14 protein-coding genes and 1 tRNA gene are annotated in these 17,297 nt (G+C 69.3%); 8 read left to right on the forward strand and 7 right to left on the reverse strand.

The window, feature by feature from the left end:
• Positions 1–6 precede the first annotated feature (6 nt).
• Both FHY04_RS13860 and FHY04_RS13865 read right to left on the reverse strand, forming a co-directional pair.
• A complete protein-coding gene (locus tag FHY04_RS13860) occupies positions 7–1,191 on the reverse strand; it encodes an HlyD family efflux transporter periplasmic adaptor subunit (protein ID WP_107045102.1) in 1,185 nt (394 codons plus the stop codon).
• Positions 1,188–2,630 carry an efflux transporter outer membrane subunit gene (locus tag FHY04_RS13865; RefSeq protein WP_183936845.1) on the reverse strand — a complete coding sequence of 481 codons (1,443 nt, stop codon included), beginning with the start codon at positions 2,628–2,630 and terminating at the stop codon, positions 1,188–1,190. Before FHY04_RS13865 ends, FHY04_RS13860 begins: the two co-directional genes overlap by 4 nt.
• Positions 2,631–2,715: 85 nt before the next feature.
• Between FHY04_RS13865 and FHY04_RS13870 the strand changes: the two genes are divergently transcribed.
• The gene (locus FHY04_RS13870) at positions 2,716–3,348 is read left to right on the forward strand and encodes a TetR/AcrR family transcriptional regulator (protein WP_031395749.1); all 633 of its coding nucleotides are present in this window, start codon (positions 2,716–2,718) and stop codon (positions 3,346–3,348) included.
• Positions 3,349–3,353: 5 nt separating this feature from the next.
• Here the strand turns inward: FHY04_RS13870 and FHY04_RS13875 are convergent, their stop codons facing one another.
• Positions 3,354–4,040, reverse strand: a complete 687-nt coding sequence (locus tag FHY04_RS13875; RefSeq protein WP_183936846.1) for a hypothetical protein — start codon at positions 4,038–4,040, stop codon at positions 3,354–3,356.
• A gap of 165 nt (positions 4,041–4,205) precedes the next feature.
• On the opposite strand from FHY04_RS13875, the gene FHY04_RS13880 reads away from it, so the two are divergent.
• Genes FHY04_RS13880 through FHY04_RS13905 form a run of 6 tightly spaced genes read left to right on the forward strand, consistent with a single transcriptional unit; the run spans position 4,206 to position 10,080 of the window.
• The gene (locus FHY04_RS13880; protein ID WP_183936847.1) at positions 4,206–7,031 is read left to right on the forward strand and encodes a monovalent cation/H+ antiporter subunit A; all 2,826 of its coding nucleotides are present in this window, start codon (positions 4,206–4,208) and stop codon (positions 7,029–7,031) included.
• Positions 7,032–7,033: 2 nt separating this feature from the next.
• Complete coding sequence (locus FHY04_RS13885) at positions 7,034–7,390, forward strand: Na+/H+ antiporter subunit C (protein ID WP_042467027.1); 357 nt, start codon at positions 7,034–7,036, stop codon at positions 7,388–7,390.
• Positions 7,387–8,910 (forward strand): monovalent cation/H+ antiporter subunit D, encoded by a 1,524-nt coding sequence (locus FHY04_RS13890; protein ID WP_183936848.1) that lies wholly within the window; start codon positions 7,387–7,389, stop codon positions 8,908–8,910. Before FHY04_RS13885 ends, FHY04_RS13890 begins: the two co-directional genes overlap by 4 nt.
• Positions 8,907–9,398, forward strand: a complete 492-nt coding sequence (locus tag FHY04_RS13895) for a Na+/H+ antiporter subunit E (RefSeq protein ID WP_183936849.1) — start codon at positions 8,907–8,909, stop codon at positions 9,396–9,398. Before FHY04_RS13890 ends, FHY04_RS13895 begins: the two co-directional genes overlap by 4 nt.
• Positions 9,395–9,664 carry a K+/H+ antiporter subunit F gene (locus FHY04_RS13900; RefSeq protein ID WP_037531531.1) on the forward strand — a complete coding sequence of 90 codons (270 nt, stop codon included), beginning with the start codon at positions 9,395–9,397 and terminating at the stop codon, positions 9,662–9,664. Before FHY04_RS13895 ends, FHY04_RS13900 begins: the two co-directional genes overlap by 4 nt.
• Positions 9,661–10,080: a Na+/H+ antiporter subunit G gene (locus FHY04_RS13905; RefSeq protein WP_183936850.1), complete on the forward strand. Its 420-nt coding sequence runs from the start codon at positions 9,661–9,663 to the stop codon at positions 10,078–10,080. Before FHY04_RS13900 ends, FHY04_RS13905 begins: the two co-directional genes overlap by 4 nt.
• A 28-nt stretch (positions 10,081–10,108) precedes the next feature.
• Here FHY04_RS13905 and FHY04_RS13910 read toward each other — a convergent pair whose 3' ends face one another.
• From FHY04_RS13910 to FHY04_RS13920, 3 genes are all read right to left on the reverse strand, one after another.
• Positions 10,109–11,668 (reverse strand): alkaline phosphatase, encoded by a 1,560-nt coding sequence (locus tag FHY04_RS13910; protein ID WP_183936851.1) that lies wholly within the window; start codon positions 11,666–11,668, stop codon positions 10,109–10,111.
• Positions 11,669–11,793: 125 nt separating this feature from the next.
• Positions 11,794–12,768 (reverse strand): FecR domain-containing protein, encoded by a 975-nt coding sequence (locus FHY04_RS13915; protein WP_183936852.1) that lies wholly within the window; start codon positions 12,766–12,768, stop codon positions 11,794–11,796.
• Positions 12,765–13,304: an RNA polymerase sigma factor gene (locus FHY04_RS13920; protein ID WP_051916211.1), complete on the reverse strand. Its 540-nt coding sequence runs from the start codon at positions 13,302–13,304 to the stop codon at positions 12,765–12,767. The genes FHY04_RS13915 and FHY04_RS13920 overlap by 4 nt, the downstream gene beginning before the upstream one ends.
• A 233-nt stretch (positions 13,305–13,537) precedes the next feature.
• Between FHY04_RS13920 and FHY04_RS13925 the strand changes: the two genes are divergently transcribed.
• Complete coding sequence (locus FHY04_RS13925; RefSeq protein ID WP_183936853.1) at positions 13,538–16,546, forward strand: TonB-dependent receptor; 3,009 nt, start codon at positions 13,538–13,540, stop codon at positions 16,544–16,546.
• 656 nt (positions 16,547–17,202) lie between these two features.
• Here FHY04_RS13925 and FHY04_RS13930 read toward each other — a convergent pair.
• Positions 17,203–17,279: transfer RNA gene (locus tag FHY04_RS13930), tRNA-Met, on the reverse strand.
• Positions 17,280–17,297 lie beyond the last annotated feature (18 nt).

Below are 17,297 nucleotides of genomic sequence, written 5' to 3' on the forward strand. Positions count from 1 at the left end.
CCGTTCCTAGCGATCGCCCGAGATGTCGATCTCGGCGTCCATCGACAGCCCGACGCGCAACGGATGATCGCGCAGCTCCTTGGGGTCGAGCGCGATGCGTACCGGCAGACGCTGGACCACCTTGATCCAGTTGCCGGTCGCGTTCTGCGCGGGGATCAGCGCGGACGACGCGCCGGTCCCGCCGGCGAGCCCGACGACGCGGCCGTGATAGACGACGTCGTCGCCGTGCAGGTCGGAGATCAGCGTCGCATGCTGGCCGACGCGGACATGCTGCAGCTGGCCTTCCTTGTAGTTCGCGTCGACATAGAGCTGGTCGACGGGCACGATCACCATCGCCGCGGTGCCGGGCGCGAGCCGCTGGCCGATCTGGACGTTGCGCTGCGAGATGACGCCGTCGATCGGCGCACGGACGACCGCCCGCGACAGGTCGAGCCGGGCCTGGCGCAGCTTGGCGCGCGCGGCGAGGACCTCGGGGGCGTTGTCGCGCGTCGTGCCGCGGGTCAGCGCGGTGTTGGCGGCGCGATCCTCGAGCGCGGAGGCACGCGTCGCGGTCGCCTGCGCGATCCCCGCCTGCGCGATCGCGACATTGGCGCGCGCGGTGCGCAGCGCGTTCGTCGCTGCGGTCACCTCGTCGCCCGATACCGCGCCCGCCGCGACCAGCGCCTGGCGACGCTGATAATCGATCTGCGCACGCTCGAGATTGCCCTGGGCGAGCAGCAGCTGCGCGCGGGCGGCACCGATATCGGCACCGCGCGCATTGGCCTGCGCCTGGAGTGCATCGCCCGTCGCCGCGGTCTGGCCATAGCGGCGCTCGGCCCCCGCCAGATCGGCTTCGGCCTGCGCGACCGCGATCTGCAGGTCGGCATCGTCGAGCCGCATCAGCACCTGCCCGCGCTTGACGGTCTGCGTGTTGCTCACCGTGACCGCGATCACCTGCCCGCTGACCAGCGGCATGACCTGCGCGGTTTCCGCCGCGACATAGGCGTTGTCGGTCGTCACGCGCTTCGAGAGCACGAGCGCATCGTAGACGAAATACAGGACGGCGATCACGACCAGCACGGCCGCGAAGATCAGCAGCAGCCGCTTGCGCTTGCCCGGGTTTGCGGTGTCGACCTTGGGGCTGTCCTTGGGATCGGCCTTGGGCTCCTCGGCAGGAGTCTGGTCGCTGTCGTGGGATGGGGTGTCCATCATCGTGTCCCGCTGGTCTGGATAAGGGGTTGGAAGCCGCCGCCGAGCGCGCGCACCAACTGCACGTCGAGCGCGAACCGGCGCGAATCGATCGCCGCGACCGAACGCCGCGCGGTCAGCACCGCTTCCTCGGCGCTCAGCACGTTGAGAAAGGTCGACAGGCCACCGCGATAGCGCAGCTGCGCGACCTGATACGCGCCTTCGGCATCGACCAGCGACGCGCGCGCATCGCGCATCTGCGCTGCGACCTGGCGCCGGCTGGTCACGACATCCGCGACCTCGCGCAGCGCGTTGATCACGATGCGGTCATAGCTGCCGACCGCTTCGTCATACTGGCCGCGCGCCTGCCGGTACTGGCCCTGCAGCGCGCCGCCGCGAAAGATCGGCAGGCTGATCGCCGGGCCGACATTGCCGATGCTCGATCCGCCCTTGAACAGGTTGTCGAGGCCGAGCGATTGCAGCCCGATCAGCCCCGACAGGCTGAGATTGGGGTAGAAATCGGCGCGGGCGACCTTGATCCGGCTCGTCGCCGCTTCGGCGCGCGCGCGCGCAGCGGCGACGTCGGGACGCCGGCCGATCAGGCCGATCGCCGCGTCGGCGGGGAGTTCGGTGGTGAGCACGGGCACCGCCGGCCGGGTGATCGACAATGCGCGATCGGGCCCGGCGCCGAGCAGCGCGGCGATCGCGTTCTTGGCGAGCGCGATCTGTTCGGCGTTGCTGGCCAGGTCGACCCGCGACGCCGGCACCGCAGAGCGCGCCTGTTTGAGCTCGGCCTGCGTATCGAGCCCGATCGCGACGCGCTCGTTCACCAGCCGCTCACTCGCGCTGCGCACCGCATTCGCCCGCTGCAGCACATCCTGTTCGGCATAGAGCCGCGCGAGATCGGCATAGCGCGCGGCGATATCGGTCGCGAGCGTCAGCGCCGCCTGCTCGCCGTCGAGCCGCGCCGCCTCGGCCTCCGACGTCGCCGCGACCAGCGCCGCGCGGTTGCGCCCGAACAAGTCGAGATCGAGGCCTGCGTCGAGTGCCAGCCGGCCCGTGTCGTTCCAGCCCTTCGGGATGAATTCCGCGGGGATGCCGTTATTGTAGCTCTGCTTGTTGAGCCCGACCGTGCCCTCGGCGTCGAGCCGCGGCTGGTTGGCGGCGCCCGCCTGCTGCACCGCGCCGCGCGCCGTCCGCACGCGGGCCGCCGCGATCGCGATGTCGGGCGATCCCGCCAGTGCTTCGGTGATCAGCGTGTCGAGCTGCGCATCGCCGTAACCCCGCCACCACTGCGTCGCCGGCCACGCCGCATTCGACGCCGGGCCGTTCGACGCGAGGCTGTTGCGCGATGCATAGGTGTCCGCGGATGCCAGGACGGGCGGCGGTCCCAGATCGGGCACCGCGCAGCCGGCAAGCCCGGCTGCGATTGCAGTGCAGCCGGCGAATCGAATCAGTCGCATTGAATCATCGTACTCCTGCGTACGCTCGGCAGATGGTCCCGGGTCGTGGACTTGTCAATAAATAATCGTACCGTATAGTACGCCTATGTCCGAGCCGAAAACCCGCCGCGATCTGAACCGCGAAGCCCGTCGCGAGACGATCGTGGCGACCGCGCGCGAGGCGTTTCTCGACCATGGCTATGCCGCCACCTCGATGTCGACGATCGCCGTGCAGCTCGGCGGATCGAAGGGGACGCTCTGGGCCTATTTTCCGTCGAAGGAGGATCTGTTCAGCGCGGTGCTCGACGATGTCACGTCGAACTTCCGCCAGAGCCTCGAGGATGCGCTGCGCCCGGGGCGCGACTGTGCGACGACGCTGCTCGACTTCCTCGAACGCTTCCAGGGCAAGCTGCTTCACCCCGACAACATCCGGCTGCACCGGCTGATCGTCGGCGAAGGCGGGCGGTTTCCCGAGATCGGCCGCATCTTCTATGCCCGCGGCCCGCAGATCGTGATCGAGCAGCTTTCACTTTATCTGCGCGGCCGGATGGACGCCGGCGACCTGCGCGCCGATGATCCGGTGCAGGCGGCGATGCACCTGCTGCTGCTCGCCCAGACCCAGCAGAATCTGCGGCTCTGGGGGGTCGTCGGCATGCCCGGTCCCGAGGAAGCGCGCCGGCAGGCGGCGCGCGCGCTCGATCTGTTCACGCGCGCTTATGGGGCAGAGGTCGCGCCGTAACGGCGTTACGCGCGGGTACCGGGAGCCGGAGCGTCCTCCCCCGCTGCAACCGTGTCGCCGCCCCCGCCGCCTCCGCCCTGTCCACCACCGCCCCCGCCCGAACCCCGGCCTGCAGCGGCCCCCTCGCGCTCGCCCTTGCCGCGTCCGCCGCCGGCGGCCGGCCGCGTCGGGCCCTGCGCGGGCAGGACGAGGTCGGTCGGGACGGGCGCGAGATCGAGCGCCGCGCGCACGAAATCGCGCACTGACACGACCAGCGCGTGCGTCGGGACCGGGCGGCCTGCCGCGAGTTCGCCCGCGGCCTGCGCCGCCAGCCGGACCTGCTCGTCGGTGCCGAGCAGGATGATGTCCGACAGCGCCGCCTCGACCGCGTCGCGGATCCGCCGGCCGCGGTCCGATCCGGTGTCGATCGCGACATCTGCGGCATCGGCAGGGACCGCCTCGCCCCGGCGACGCAGATCGCGCCGGTGCGCGGGGTCGACCGTCAGCGTGCCTGTGAACGAGCCGCCCAGCGTCTTGTAGGCGGCGATCAGCGTGCGCAGCCGTTCGTTGATCTGCCGGTTGATCCGCTCGCGGCGCTGCTGGATCGTCATCATCGTGACGAGGCGGATGCCGACGCCGATCGCGGTCACCAGCGCGAGCCCGAACAGCGTCAGCAACGTGGTCTGCCAGGAACTGAAGTCGATCGTGCGCATGGTCGCTCCGCTATTCCGGGGCGCGAGGCTCCCGATGCGGCATCAACGCGCATCGCGGGTCGATGCCCCCGGGATATCGTCAGGGTCGCGCGGCGTCGGCCGGTCGACCCGGAAGCCATATCGTGCGATGGCAAGTCTCGTGACGTCGCCGGGAAACGATCTGCCATGCCCCTGATGCTCCTGATGGTGCTGCCGTTCGCGGCGGCGCTGATGCTGGCGCTCGGCGCACGTGGCGGCCGTCGCATGCATGTCGGGATCGCCGCCGGTGCGAGCGCGGCGGGGCTCGCGCTGCTGCTTCTGGCCGCGCCCGCGGTCCTCGCGGGAACCCCGCTGACCGCGCGGATCGCGTGGATCCCGGCGCTCGGGCTCGATCTCAGCCTGTGGCTCGATCCGCTCGGGCTGCTGTTCGCCGGACTGATCCTCGGCATCGGCCTGCTCGTCGTGATATATGCGCAGGGCTATCTCGCCAAGGCTGAGCCGACCGGGCGGTTCCTGTCGTTCCTGATGCTGTTCCAGGGCGCGATGATCGGCATCGCGCTGTCGAACAACATCTTGCTGATGCTGATATTCTGGGAACTGACCAGCCTGTCGTCGTTCCTGCTGATCGGCTTCTGGCGCGACCGCGCGGACGCGCGGCAGGGCGCGCGGATGGCGCTGGCGGTGACGGGCGGCGGCGGGCTCGCGCTGATCGCGGGAATGCTGCTGCTCGGCCAGGCGGCGGGATCCTATGAGCTCGCGACGATCCTGACGCGCAGTACCGTCGTCCAGGCGTCGCCGCTCTATCCTGCGATCCTGACGCTCGTCCTGCTCGGCGCGTTCACCAAATCAGCGCAGTTCCCGTTCCATTTCTGGCTGCCGCACGCGATGGCCGCACCCACGCCGGTCAGCGCCTATCTCCATTCCGCGACGATGGTGAAGGCAGGCGTCTTCCTGCTCGCGCGATTGTGGCCGGTGCTCGCGGGCAGCGACTTGTGGTTCTATCTGGTCGCCTCGACCGGCCTCGTGACGATGCTGTTCGGCGCGGGCGTCGCACTGTTCCGCAACGATCTGAAGGCGATCCTCGCCTATTCGACGATCAGCCAGCTCGGGCTGATGGTGATGCTGCTCGGTTTCGGCACGCCCGCGGCGGCCGCGGCGGCGGTGTTCCACATCCTCAACCACGCCGCGTTCAAGGCGGCGCTGTTCATGAACGCGGGCATCGTCGATCACGAGACGGGGACGCGCGACATCCGTCGGCTGGGCGGGCTCGCCGCGCTGATGCCGCTGACCGCGACGCTCGGCACGCTGGCGGTTGCGGCGATGGCGGGGCTGCCACCGCTCGGCGGGTTCATCTCCAAGGAAATGATGCTCGAACAGAGCCTGCATGCCGCGGAAGGCGGCCGGTCCTGGCTCGTGCCCCTGCTCGCGACGATCGCGGCGACGCTGTCGGTCGCCTATTCCCTGCGCTACGCCACCGCACAGTTTTTCGGGCCTCGCGCGACAGGGGATGTCGCCGCCCCGCACGATCCCGGCATGGCGATGATCGGACCGTCGATCGTGCTCGTGCTCGCCGCGCTCGGCTTCGGGCTGTTGCCGATGACGATCGCCGGGCCGCTGGTGCGCGCCGCGACGGGGGCGGTGATCGGCGGCACGCCGCCCGCGCTGGATCTGGCGCTGTGGCACGGGATCAACCCCGCCCTGGGGATGAGTGCGCTCGCGGTCGTGATCGGTGCGCTGCTGCTGTGGCGCCGCGCGCCGGTCGCGCGCTGGCTGGACGGCCGGCCGGCGCTCGATGCCAAGCGGCTGTTCGATGGCGCGATGGCGGCGATCGTCGCGCGCAGCCGCGACGCCTCGCTCGCGATCCACGCGCCGTCGCTGCAACGCTATCTGTTCATGCTGTTCGCGGTGGCGGTGCTGTTCGGGATCGATGCCGCGCTGACGCCCGGCGGGCTGCCCGCGGGGACGCGCGCGACGCTGCCCGCGTCGCCGGTCGCGGTCGTCGCCTGGTTCGCGCTGGTCGTCGCGACCGGCATCGTCGTGGTGATGCAGCGTCAGCGCTTCCTCGCGCTGGTCTTCATCAGTGTCATCGGCCTCGTCATCGCGCTCGCCTTCGTCCACCTCTCCGCCCCCGACCTCGCGCTGACCCAGATCGCGGTCGAGGTCGTGACGATCCTGCTGATGCTGCTCGCGCTGCACCTGCTCCCCAAGGTTCCGCCGAAACTCTCGAGCCTGCCGCGCCGCAGCCGCGATGCGCTGCTGGCGGCGGTCGCCGGGATCGGCACCGGCTGGGCGGCCTGGGCGGTGATGACCCGCGACCTGCGCGACACGGTCTCGTCCTTCCACTGGGCGAACAGCTATTCGGGCGGCGGCGGGACCAATGTCGTCAACGTGACCCTGGTCGATTTCCGCGCGTTCGACACGCTCGGCGAGATCATCGTGCTCGGGATCGCGGGGCTGGCCATCTATGCGCTGCTCGAGCCCGCGGCGCGCGGCACGGCCGGGCGACGCCTGCGCGAATGGCGGCACGACATGCCGCATTCGCCCGAACGCCACCCGATGATGTTCGTGATGGCGACGCGGCTGCTGCTGCCGCTGGCGATGCTAGTCGGCCTCTACATCTTCCTGCGCGGGCATAACCAGCCCGGCGGCGGGTTCATCGCCGCGCTGGTCGTCTCGATCGCGATCCTGCTGCAATATCTCGCCTCGGGCTTCGACTGGACCGACGACCGGCGCCGGATCGGCGAACATCCGCTGATCGCGGTCGGCGTGCTGATCGCGACCACGACGGGGCTCGGCTCGCTCGTCTTCGGCGCACGCTTCCTGACGAGCAGCTTCGGCTATTTCCACATTCCGCTGGTCGGCGAGGTCGAGCTGGCGACCGCGATGTTCTTCGATACGGGCGTCGCTTGCGTCGTCGTCGGCGCGGTGATGATGGCGCTCGCCCAGCTCAGCCACGTCGCGCAGCGCGCGGCGCGCAGCCGCGATCAGGCCGACGAGGAGACATCGGCATGAGTCTGGAATTCCTGATCGCCAGCGGAATCGCGGTGCTGACCGCGGGCGGCGTCTATCTCGCGCTGCGCGGGCGCACCTTTCAGGTCGTGCTCGGGCTGACCTTGCTGTCCTACGCCGTGAACCTGTTCCTGTTCGCGATCGGCCGGCTCGTCGTCGACCGCCCGCCGCTGTTCGCCAAGGGCGTGACCGACCATGCCGATCCGCTGCCCCAGGCGCTGGTGCTGACCGCGATCGTGATCACCTTCGGGATGACCGCGCTGGTCGTCATCCTGTCGCTGCGCAGTTTCCTCGAAAGCGGATCCGATCAGGTCGACGGCATCGCCGACGCCGTCCCCGGCCCGGAGCAGGATCGCGCATGACGCTGCTCGACCATCTGGTGATCGCGCCGGTCGTGATCCCCGCGATCGTCGCGCCGCTGACGCTGATGGTGATGCGGCGGCGGCGGCATGTCGGCGTCGCGCTGTCGCTCGCCGGCTGCGTCGCGATGCTGGTCGTCGCGCTTGCGCTGTTCGGCATCGCGCAGGACGACGCGATCCGCGCCTATCCGCTCGGCGGCTGGCCCGCCCCGTTCGGGATCGTGCTGGTGCTCGACCGGCTGTCGGCCGGGATGCTGGTGCTCGCGGCGGTGCTGGCGCTGGTGGTGATGCTCCATGCGGTCGTCACCGCGGTCGACCGCAAGGGCTGGCATTTCCATCCCCTGTTCCAGTTCCAGCTGCTCGGGCTGAACGGCGCGTTCCTGACCGGGGACCTGTTCAACCTGTTCGTGTTCTTCGAAGTGCTGCTGATCGCCTCCTACGGGCTGATGCTCCACGGCCAGGGCGCGGCGCGGCTGAAGGCGGGGGTCGCCTATGTCGTCGTCAACATCGTCGGCTCGGCGCTGTTCCTGATCGCGCTGGGGCTGCTCTACGGGCTGACCGGCACGCTCAACATGGCCGATCTCGGCCAGCGCATCGCCGCACTGGGCGCGGCGGACCAGGGGCTGATCCGGCTCGCCGGGCTGTTGCTGCTCGCGGTGTTCGCGCTGAAGGCGGCGGTCGTGCCGCTGCATCTGTGGCTGCCGCGCACCTATGCCGCGACCGCGCCGGTCGTCGCCGCGCTGTTCGCGATCATGACCAAGGTCGGCGTCTATGCGATGATCCGGGTCGTGCCGCTGATCTTCGGCGATGCCGCAGGCGCCGCCGCCTGGGTGCCGGCGCCCTGGCTGCTGCCCGCCGCCGTGCTGACCGCGATCATCGGCTTCGTCGGCGTGCTGGCGGCGCGCGCGATGCGCGAACAGGCGGCGTTCGCGATCCTCGGCTCGACCGGGACGCTGCTGCTCGCGGTGTCATGCTGGACGCAGGCGACGACCGCCGCCGCGCTCTACTATCTCGTCCACGCGACGCTGGCGGGCGCGGCGCTGTTCCTCGTCGCCGACGTGACGCTGCGCCGCCGCGGCCAATATGGCGATGCGATCGTCCCCAGCCCGCGCTTCGCGGGCCAGCAGGCGACCGGGCTGCTGTTCCTCGCCGCGACGATCGCCGCGGTCGGGCTGCCGCCGCTGTCGGGGTTCGTCGCCAAGCTGTTCATTCTCCAGAGCAGCGTCACGGCCCAGCCATGGCCGCTGATCTGGGCGACGGTGCTGGGCACCACGCTGATCGGCGTGGTCGGCTTTGCCCGCAGCGGCAGTACGCTGTTCTGGAAGGCGGCCGACGATGCCGACCCGATCGCCGGCGCGGACCGGTCGCGCGCCGAACTGATCGCGCCGGCGACGCTGATCGTGCTGCTCGCGCTGCTGACGCTCGGCGCCGGCTGGGCGACCGCGCAGGCACAGGCGACCGCCGCGCAGATCTATGCCCCCGATCGCTATGCCGCGGCGGTCCTGACGGAGGCGACGCGATGATCAAGCGCCTTCTCCCTCACCCCGCGCTGACCGCGATGCTGGTCGTCGTCTGGCTGCTGATGGCGAACAGCATCACGGTCGGCGGGATCCTGCTCGGTCTGGTCTTCGGGATCGTCCTGCCCAAGTTCACCGAGCCCTTCTGGCCCGATCGACCCCGCGTCCGCTTCGGCCGCGCGCTGCTCGGCTATGTCGGCCTCGTGCTCTACGACATCGTCGTCGCCAATTTCGAGGTCGCGCGGCTGATCCTGTTCCGGCGCAACCGCGATCTCCGCTCGCGCTGGCTGGTCGTGCCCGTCGCGCTGTCGTCGCCCGAGGCGATCACCGTGCTCGCCACGACGATCAGCCTGACGCCGGGGACGGTCTCGTCCGACGTGTCCGCTGACGGGCGCTTCCTGCTGGTCCACGCGCTCGACGTCGCGGACGCGGCCGCCGAGATCGCGCGGATCAAGACCCGCTACGAGGCGCCGCTGCTAAGGATCTTCGCATGATCGCCATAGCCTTGCAGATCGCCGCCATCGCCATCGCGCTCGCGCTGCTGCTCAACGGCTGGCGGCTGTACCGCGGGCCAGCACTCGCCGACCGGATCCTCGCGCTCGACACGATGGTGATCAACGTCATCGCGGTGATCGTCGTGATCGGCATGATGGGCGGCAACGACACCTATTTCGAAGCCGCGCTGCTGCTCGCGATGGTCGGGTTCGTCAGCACCATCGCCTATTGCAAGTTCCTCCTGCGCGGGGACATCGTCGAATGAGCGGCCTCGTCGAGATCGTCATCGCCGGCCTGATCCTGCTCGGCGCGGCATTCGTGCTGATCGGCAGCTGGGCGCTGGTCCGCCTCCCCTCGACGATGGAGCGGCTGCACGGCCCGACCAAGGCGACGACGCTCGGGCTCGGCGGGCTGTTGCTGGCGTCGGTCGTGTTCTTTCAGGTCCGGCTCGGCGTCTGGACCGCGCACGAGTTGCTGATCTCGCTGTTCCTGTTCATCACCGCGCCGATTTCGGCGAACATGATCGCCAAGGTCCATCTCCACCGTGCGCGCACCGGCGACCGCCCCGATCACGACGGCATTGCGGGGCCACCGCCCCGGCCCGACCCGGATCGCGACGGCGAATGGGCGACGTTCGAGGCGCCGCATACCGACACGCAGGCCTCGATCGAAAACCCCTGAGCGTCCGCACGGGGGTCGCGCAACTGCGTCAGGCCGGCTTTGGCCCGGGCTGTTTTGGATCCACCACGAACTTGGCGAAGGTGGAGACCGACCCGCCCGGCCGATCGACCTGATCCATCACCTTCACCTCGGCAAGCCAGCGGTCCGGCGTCACGGTGAACAGCTGATAGCCGCGCTGGTTGTTGAGCAGGCTGACGTTCGGATTATGGTCGAGCGCGCGCGTCTCGCCTGCATAGCGCGCACCGCCGGTGCCGCCCGACGAGATTGAGGTCGCGAGGAACTCGGTCGCGATCGCGGGACCGCCCGGGTCGTTCGCGTCGCGCGGGACCGAACCGACGACATTCTGATGCAGGTCGCCGCTGCCGATCACGACATTGGTCAGCCCGCGCCGCGCGATGCCGTCGACGAGCCGCTGCCGCGCGAGCGGATAGCCGTTCCAATTGTCCTTGCCGACCACCGGCGTCGTCGCGCCGTCCTTGCGCGCGTCATAGGGCATGAACAGCACCTGCTGCGCGATGAAGTTCCACCGGGCGTCATTGGCGAGCCCGTCGTCGAGCCAGCGCTCCTGCGCGGCCCCCAGCATCGTGCGCCCCGGCTGGTCGACGGGCACGCAGGCGTCGAGTTCGCCCCGCGCGATCCCGGGCCGCTCGCACAGCTGGTCGCTGCGGGCCGAGCGCGTGTCGAGCACGTGCATCCGCGCCAGCGTGCCGTAATCGAACCGGCGATAGGCGCGCCCGGTCCCCGGCCGTTGCGCGCAGCGGACGGGGACGTGCTCGTACCAGGCCTGCAACGCCGCGGCCTTGCGCGCGGCGAATACCGGCGGCGGGTTGCCGTCCTTGTCGAATTCGCCCGCCCAATTGTCGTCGATCTCGTGATCGTCGAACGACATGATGAACGCGACCGCCGCGTGCGCCGCCTGCAGGTCGGGATCCGCCTTGTACTGCGCATAACGGCGGCGATACTGGTCGAGCGTATGGGTCTCGGCGCCGAGGTGCTTGCGCGGACTGGGCTCGGTCCGGGTCGCCATCTCGTAGATATAGTCGCCATAATGGAAGACCGCGTCGAGATCGGGCTCGCGCGCGACATGCGCATAGGCGGTAAAGAAGCCCGTCTCGAAATCCTGGCACCCCAGCATCGCCAGCCGCAGCCGGTCGAGCGACGCGCCCGCCGCAGGCGCGGTGCGCGCCGTCCCGACCGGGCTCGATCCGGCGCCCTGGACAAGGAAGCGATACCAATAGGGGCGGTGCGATCGCAGCCCGTCGACCTCGACATGGATCGAATGCGCGAGCGTTGCGTCGGCGACCGCCGCGCCCGTCCGGACGATCTTGCGGAAACCGGGGTCCTCGGCGATGTCCCAGCGGACCGGAACATCATGCGGCGGCATGCCGCCGTCCGGGGTCTGCGGCTCGGGCGCCAGCCGGGTCCAGATTACGAACCCGTCGGGCCAGGGATCCCCCGACGCGACACCCAGCGTGAACGGATCGCGCGTGAACGTCGCCTTCGCGAGCAGCCGCGGCGCCCCCGCCCCGCCCAGCACCGCGAGCGAGAGGCCGGCCTTGACCAGATTGCGGCGATCGAACTGAGCCATAAGGACACTCCCTGCGGCAGCGCGCGCCTGCAGCGCCCGACCGGCGTCGCAGCGCGACCTGCTATGCCGGAAAGACGGAGCAGCCGGGCAAAACCCGACAAACAAAAGAACGGGCGGCGGCGATCCTACGGATTCCTGGGGTCACCCGCCGGGCGGATGGCGATCGCGTCTTTCCCGTAAGCGACATCGACCTGATAGGCCGCCTGCACCGCCTGCAATGCGCGGTCGGTGTCGGAGATATGGAAGCGGCCGCTGATCGGAAGCGCCTGCAGGTGGCGATCCTCCAACAGGATCGGCCGCGCCGAGTAACGCTGAACCTTGCCGATCAGCACCGCGAGCGGGACGTCCGACGCCTCGAACCACCCCGACTTCCACTCGGGCGCGCTCGCCGCGATGCGCGGTTGCGCGGTGACCTGCCCGTCGACGACGCGTGCGCCGTCGCCCTTGTGCAGCACCAGATCCGCTTCCCCGGCGACGCCGACCTCGACCGCACCGCGGTAGACGACCACGGCGGTTCGCGTCGGCGACTGGCGATCGACGTTGAACGCGGTGCCCAGCACGCGCACGGATGTGGTGCCGCTCGCGACCCGGAACATCCGGCTGCGTTCGTGGTGAATGTCGAAATAGGCCTCGCCGCGGACGAGCTCGGCACCGCGGTGCCACGGCAGGATTCGCACGCGCAGCTCGGTGTCGCCGCTCAGATCGACGCGCGACCCATCCGCGAGCATCACAGTGCGGATCTCGCCGGGACCAGTGCGATAGCGCGTCGTCGCTAGCATCGGCCCGAGCAGTGCGATCACAAGCAGCATCGCGCAGGCCGCAGCGGCGAGCCACGGCGCCGATCGCCGCCCCCGACGCGCGCGATCGACCCGCGGGGCCGGCGGGATCGCGGCCGCAGGGGCGCACGCCGCGGTCCCGAGCGCCTCAACCAGCGCCTCCGATTGCCAGAGCGCCTGCATCTCGGCGAAGACCGCGCGGTGCCGCGGCGACGCTGCCATCCACGCATCGAAATCCGGCCCCGCCGCGGCATCGAACGCCGGCTGGTTGAGCCGGTCGATCCACGCGGCGGCGTCCTCGGCGATCTGGCTTTCGCGGCTCATCGCCCGCGTCCGCACGCGATCGCCTCTCCCGGCATCGCCTTGTGAAGGTCTGCCAGGCCGCGGGTGATGTGCTTCTCGACTGCCTTCGGGCTCAACCCCAGATCCCTCGCTATCGCCGCACAGCTTTGCCCCTGCAAACGCCGGCGGACAAGCACGTCGCGGCGCAGCGGCGGCATGGCGTCGAGCGCGTCCCGGAGGATCGCGACCGCCTCGCGGCCGACCAGCACCCGGTCCGGCAGGGGCGCCTGGCTGACGGGCTCCTCCGCGCGTTCGGCAACATAGCGGCGGTCCCTGCGATGATGGTCGACCAGCAGGTTCGCGGCGATCCGGAAGCCCAGCGCATAGATGCTGACCAGCTTCTGCACGCGCCCCTGGTGCACCAGCCGCGACAGCGTCTCCTGCACGACGTCCTCGACGACATCGACGCGGCTGGTCCGCGCGCGGACATAGCGGCTCAGCGTCGCCGCGATCGCGCGCCAGTCCTCGACCGCGGGCTCGCCCGCGCGGGTGTCGATCTGGGGAAGCGTCGCTGGCATGGCTCGTCCGGGTTGTTGATCCCGGCGACCTAGGCCGCGTTTGTGACAATTTCGGAGAGGGTGCGACAAGGAGTTCGCGCGGACGCTGCCCGATCCCCCAAATTGCGCAGCACCACCGTCAGTATAAACGCCGACCTGCATCAGACTTCGCTGTCATATAACTGAAACCAAATACTTTGTCGGGTTTCCGGGCGCCTGCCCGTCTTGCCCTCGAACCATCTCGGGGGGAAATCATGTTTCATAGAATTCGTCTGGCGCGGCGTCTGCTTGCGTCCGTCGCACTGTCCGGCCTCGTCTGCGCGCCTGCGATCGCGCAGACCGCACCACCGGCACCACGCCAGTTCAGCTTCGACGTTCCCGCACAGGGTCTCGCCGACGCGCTCCTCGCCTTCTCGCGCCTGACCGGGCTGCAGCTCGCGACGTCGCCGTCGCTGCTGCAGGGCGCACGCAGCCAGCGCCTGCGCGGCCGGATGACCGCGGAACAGGCGCTCGCGCGGATCACCGCGGGCAGCGCGGTCGACGGCAGGATCGTCGGCGGCACGGTCACCGTCGCGCGGCACATGGGGCCGGTGACGACGGCATACGCTCCTGCCGCGTACCCCGGCGGGACCGAAGCCCAGGGAATCGCGCAGGCCGCGCAGCCTGACCCGCTCGCCGATGACGGTGCCGACATCGTCGTCCGGGGCTACCGCCAGAGCGTCGCCAAGGCGCAGCAGATCAAGAAGGCCGCAACCGGGTCGCAGGAGGTGATTCTGGCGCAGGACATCGCCGCGTTTCCCGACCAGAACCTCGCCGAGGCGCTCCAGCGCATCCCCGGCGTCGCAATCACCCGCGACAGCGGTGAGGGTCGCCAGATCTCGCTACGCGGCCTCGGCGCGGATTTCACCCGCACGCAGCTGAACGGCATGGAGGTGCTCACCAATACCTCGTCGGGGCTGGACAGCCGCTCGTCGGTCAGCCGGTCGCGCGCGTTCGACTACAGCATCTTCGCATCCGAGCTGTTCAACAAGGTCGTCGTCGAGAAATCCTATGCGGCGCAGCAGGACGAGGGCGGCATCGGCGGCACGGTCGGGCTGCACACCGCCAAGCCGTTCGACTATGACGGGCTCACCGTCGTCGCCTCCGCCCGCGGCCAGGCGAACCAATATACCAAGACGGTCACACCGCGCCTCGTCGGGCTGATATCCGATCGTTGGGGAGATTTCGGCGTCCTCGCCTCGGTCGCGTACAGCACCGCCGAGACCGTCGAGTTCGGCTATCGCAACTGGAACTGGTCGCAGATCAATTTCGGCGCGGCCAATGTCGGGCCCGCCGTCTCCGCGGCCGACCGCGCGCTCCTGGTGGGCGCGACGGGTGCCGCACGCGTCTGGAACAGCCGTGCGCAGACCTATGCGACATTCTTCAACAAGCGCGAACGGCTCGGCGTCACCACCGCGCTCCAATATCATCCCGACGACCGCACCGATGTCTCGCTCGACCTGCTCTATGGCCGGCTGAACAATGACCGGCGCTCGGGCGTGATCGGCGCCGCGGGGACCAACGGCGTCGCCGCGAACAACGTCACGGGCACGCAGCTGCTGACCGGCGTCACCTTCGACGATTTCAACGACATCGTCGGCGCATCGTTCGACCGTGTCGACATGCGCACCGAATCCAAGGTGACGCATGACCAGACGACCTTCTGGCAGGCCGCGCTCAACGCGCATACCGACCTCGCCAGCAACCTGACGCTCAACGTTCTGGGCGGCTGGTCGCGATCGACCTTCGCGTCGCGCTATGCCCAGGTCTATCTCGAGGCGGTCGGCAAGAGCTATTCCTTTTCGGGACTGAACACCGCCTCGCCGCGGACCGACTATGGCTTCGACACCACCGACGCGTCGCAATGGGACCTGCAGGGCCTCGAAACCCGCGCCGACCGGATCGAGAGCGAATTCTACAACAGCAAGGCAGAGCTTGCCTGGACCGTCGCCACGGGGTCGACGATCAAGGCGGGCGCGGGGTTCAAGCGCTTCACCAATGGCGGCTGGCAACGCAAGGTCGCGCCCAGCTACGAGAACAAGCCGGGCGTGCCCGACGTCCCGACCAGCGTCCTGACCGACAGCACGCTCGCCCCCTATGTGATTGGCGATGTCGCCGGCACCTATGCGCTGCTCGGCCAGAGCATGACCGTCGACGCGAACAGCACCGTCGCGGGCACCGCCTATGACCTGACCGAACGGACCTATGGCGCCTATCTGCAATATGACCTCGCCACCCGGCTCGGCGCGATCGGCCTGCGCGCCAATGTCGGCGTGCGCTATTACCATACCGATCTGGGATCCGCAGGGACCGCGCTGGTCGGCAGCGCGCTCGTCCCGGTCAGCGTGACCAACCGCTATGACGGCTTCCTGCCCGCGGCGAACCTCGCCTTCGACCTCAGCCGGTCGATCGTCTTCCGGCTGAGCGGCAATCGCAATCTGAGCCGCCCTGCGCTCAGCGACATGCGCGCGGCCGGAACGCTCAACCTCGCCTCGTTCGGCGGCACGATCGCGGCCGGCAATCCCAATCTGAAGCCGTTCATCGCCGATTCGATCGAAACCTCGCTCGAATATTATGACGGCACGCGCGGATCGCTCGCGATCGGCGCTTTCTACAAGCACATGGACTCGTACATCACGTCGGAAACGCGGCTCGTATCCTATGCCTCGACCGGCTATCCGGCGGCGCTGCTGCCCGTCGGCGTCGACCCTGCGGTGCTGGTAAACTATACGCGCCCGATCAACGGCCCCGGCGCGTCGATCAAGGGGATCGAGGTCGCCGCGAAGCGCGACTTCGACTTCCTGCCCGCACCGTTCGACAAGCTCGGCATACTCGGCAACGTCACGGTCGCCAGCGGGTCGACCGACGTCTTCTATGCCGGCGTGCCGGTCCGCCTGCCGCTGCCGACATTGTCGAAATTGTCGTCGAACGCGACGCTCTATTACGACACCGATCGCTGGGGCGCGCGTGGCTCGATCGCGACGCGCTCGCGCTATCGCTGGGGCGATGGCGGCAACGGCAATATCGGCGAATATATCAAGGGCACCACGAACCTCGACGCCTCGGCCTATGTCAATCTGACGCCCCGGTTCAAGCTGACACTCGACGTGATCAACATCACCGACGAGCCGATCGTCCAATATGCCGACGGTACCGCAAAGCGGGTGATGACCAACACCGTCAGCGGCCGCACCGTCGCCTTCGGCGGGACGATGCGCTTCTGAACCAGGACGCAGGGGCAGGCGGGCCATGGGCCGGCCTGCCCCTCGCAACACACTCGTGTCGTCCCCTCACCCGTCGGGGGCGGCCGCTGCGCCCGGGCGCAGTCGATTGACCGATACCGACGACTAATCTCGGCCCGTGTGGCCATACGCCCCCCGCGATGTCGGGGACGGGCATCGATCGCCCCGCATTCCAGCACGACGTCCGAAGCAGCGGACACGCGTCTTAGACCACCGCCGCTGCCGGCACGCCCGACATCCCGCGTGTGATTGTCGAGCCGTGTGGGATGGCCCCCACGACGAAAGCCGTCCCACGATGACGAGGTCCAGCGACCGGGCGTTGTCGGTGCCCGGTGCCCCCAGCGCCGATCGCGCCCTCGGTCGGAGCCGTAAGCACCACGCTCGGGCATAGGATCGCGGCTGAACACCTAATCGGCATGCTGTTGGCGCCATAGGGTCGAGCGGGTGATCGGTGCTCTCGAAGATGACACCCGTTACGCGCAGACGTTCGGGCGCATCCACGGGCTCATCGACGACGCCAACGGCTGACACGCTCACGCGCCCCCTCGGGGTGAGGTTCACCAGTGCATTGGCCCGCGAACGCAGAAAGCCCCCGGAAGCGGACGCTTTCGGGGTGCGGTATATGAGCTTAGGTAATTTGGTTGCGGGGACAGGATTTGAACCTGTGACCTTCAGGTTATGAGCCTGACGAGCTACCGGGCTGCTCCACCCCGCGACGGTCCGGTTAGGGACG

The sequence above is a fragment of the Sphingomonas sp. BK481 genome, from assembly GCF_014194875.1.
In the GTDB taxonomy this organism is placed as follows: Bacteria; Pseudomonadota; Alphaproteobacteria; order Sphingomonadales; family Sphingomonadaceae; genus Sphingomonas; species Sphingomonas aerolata.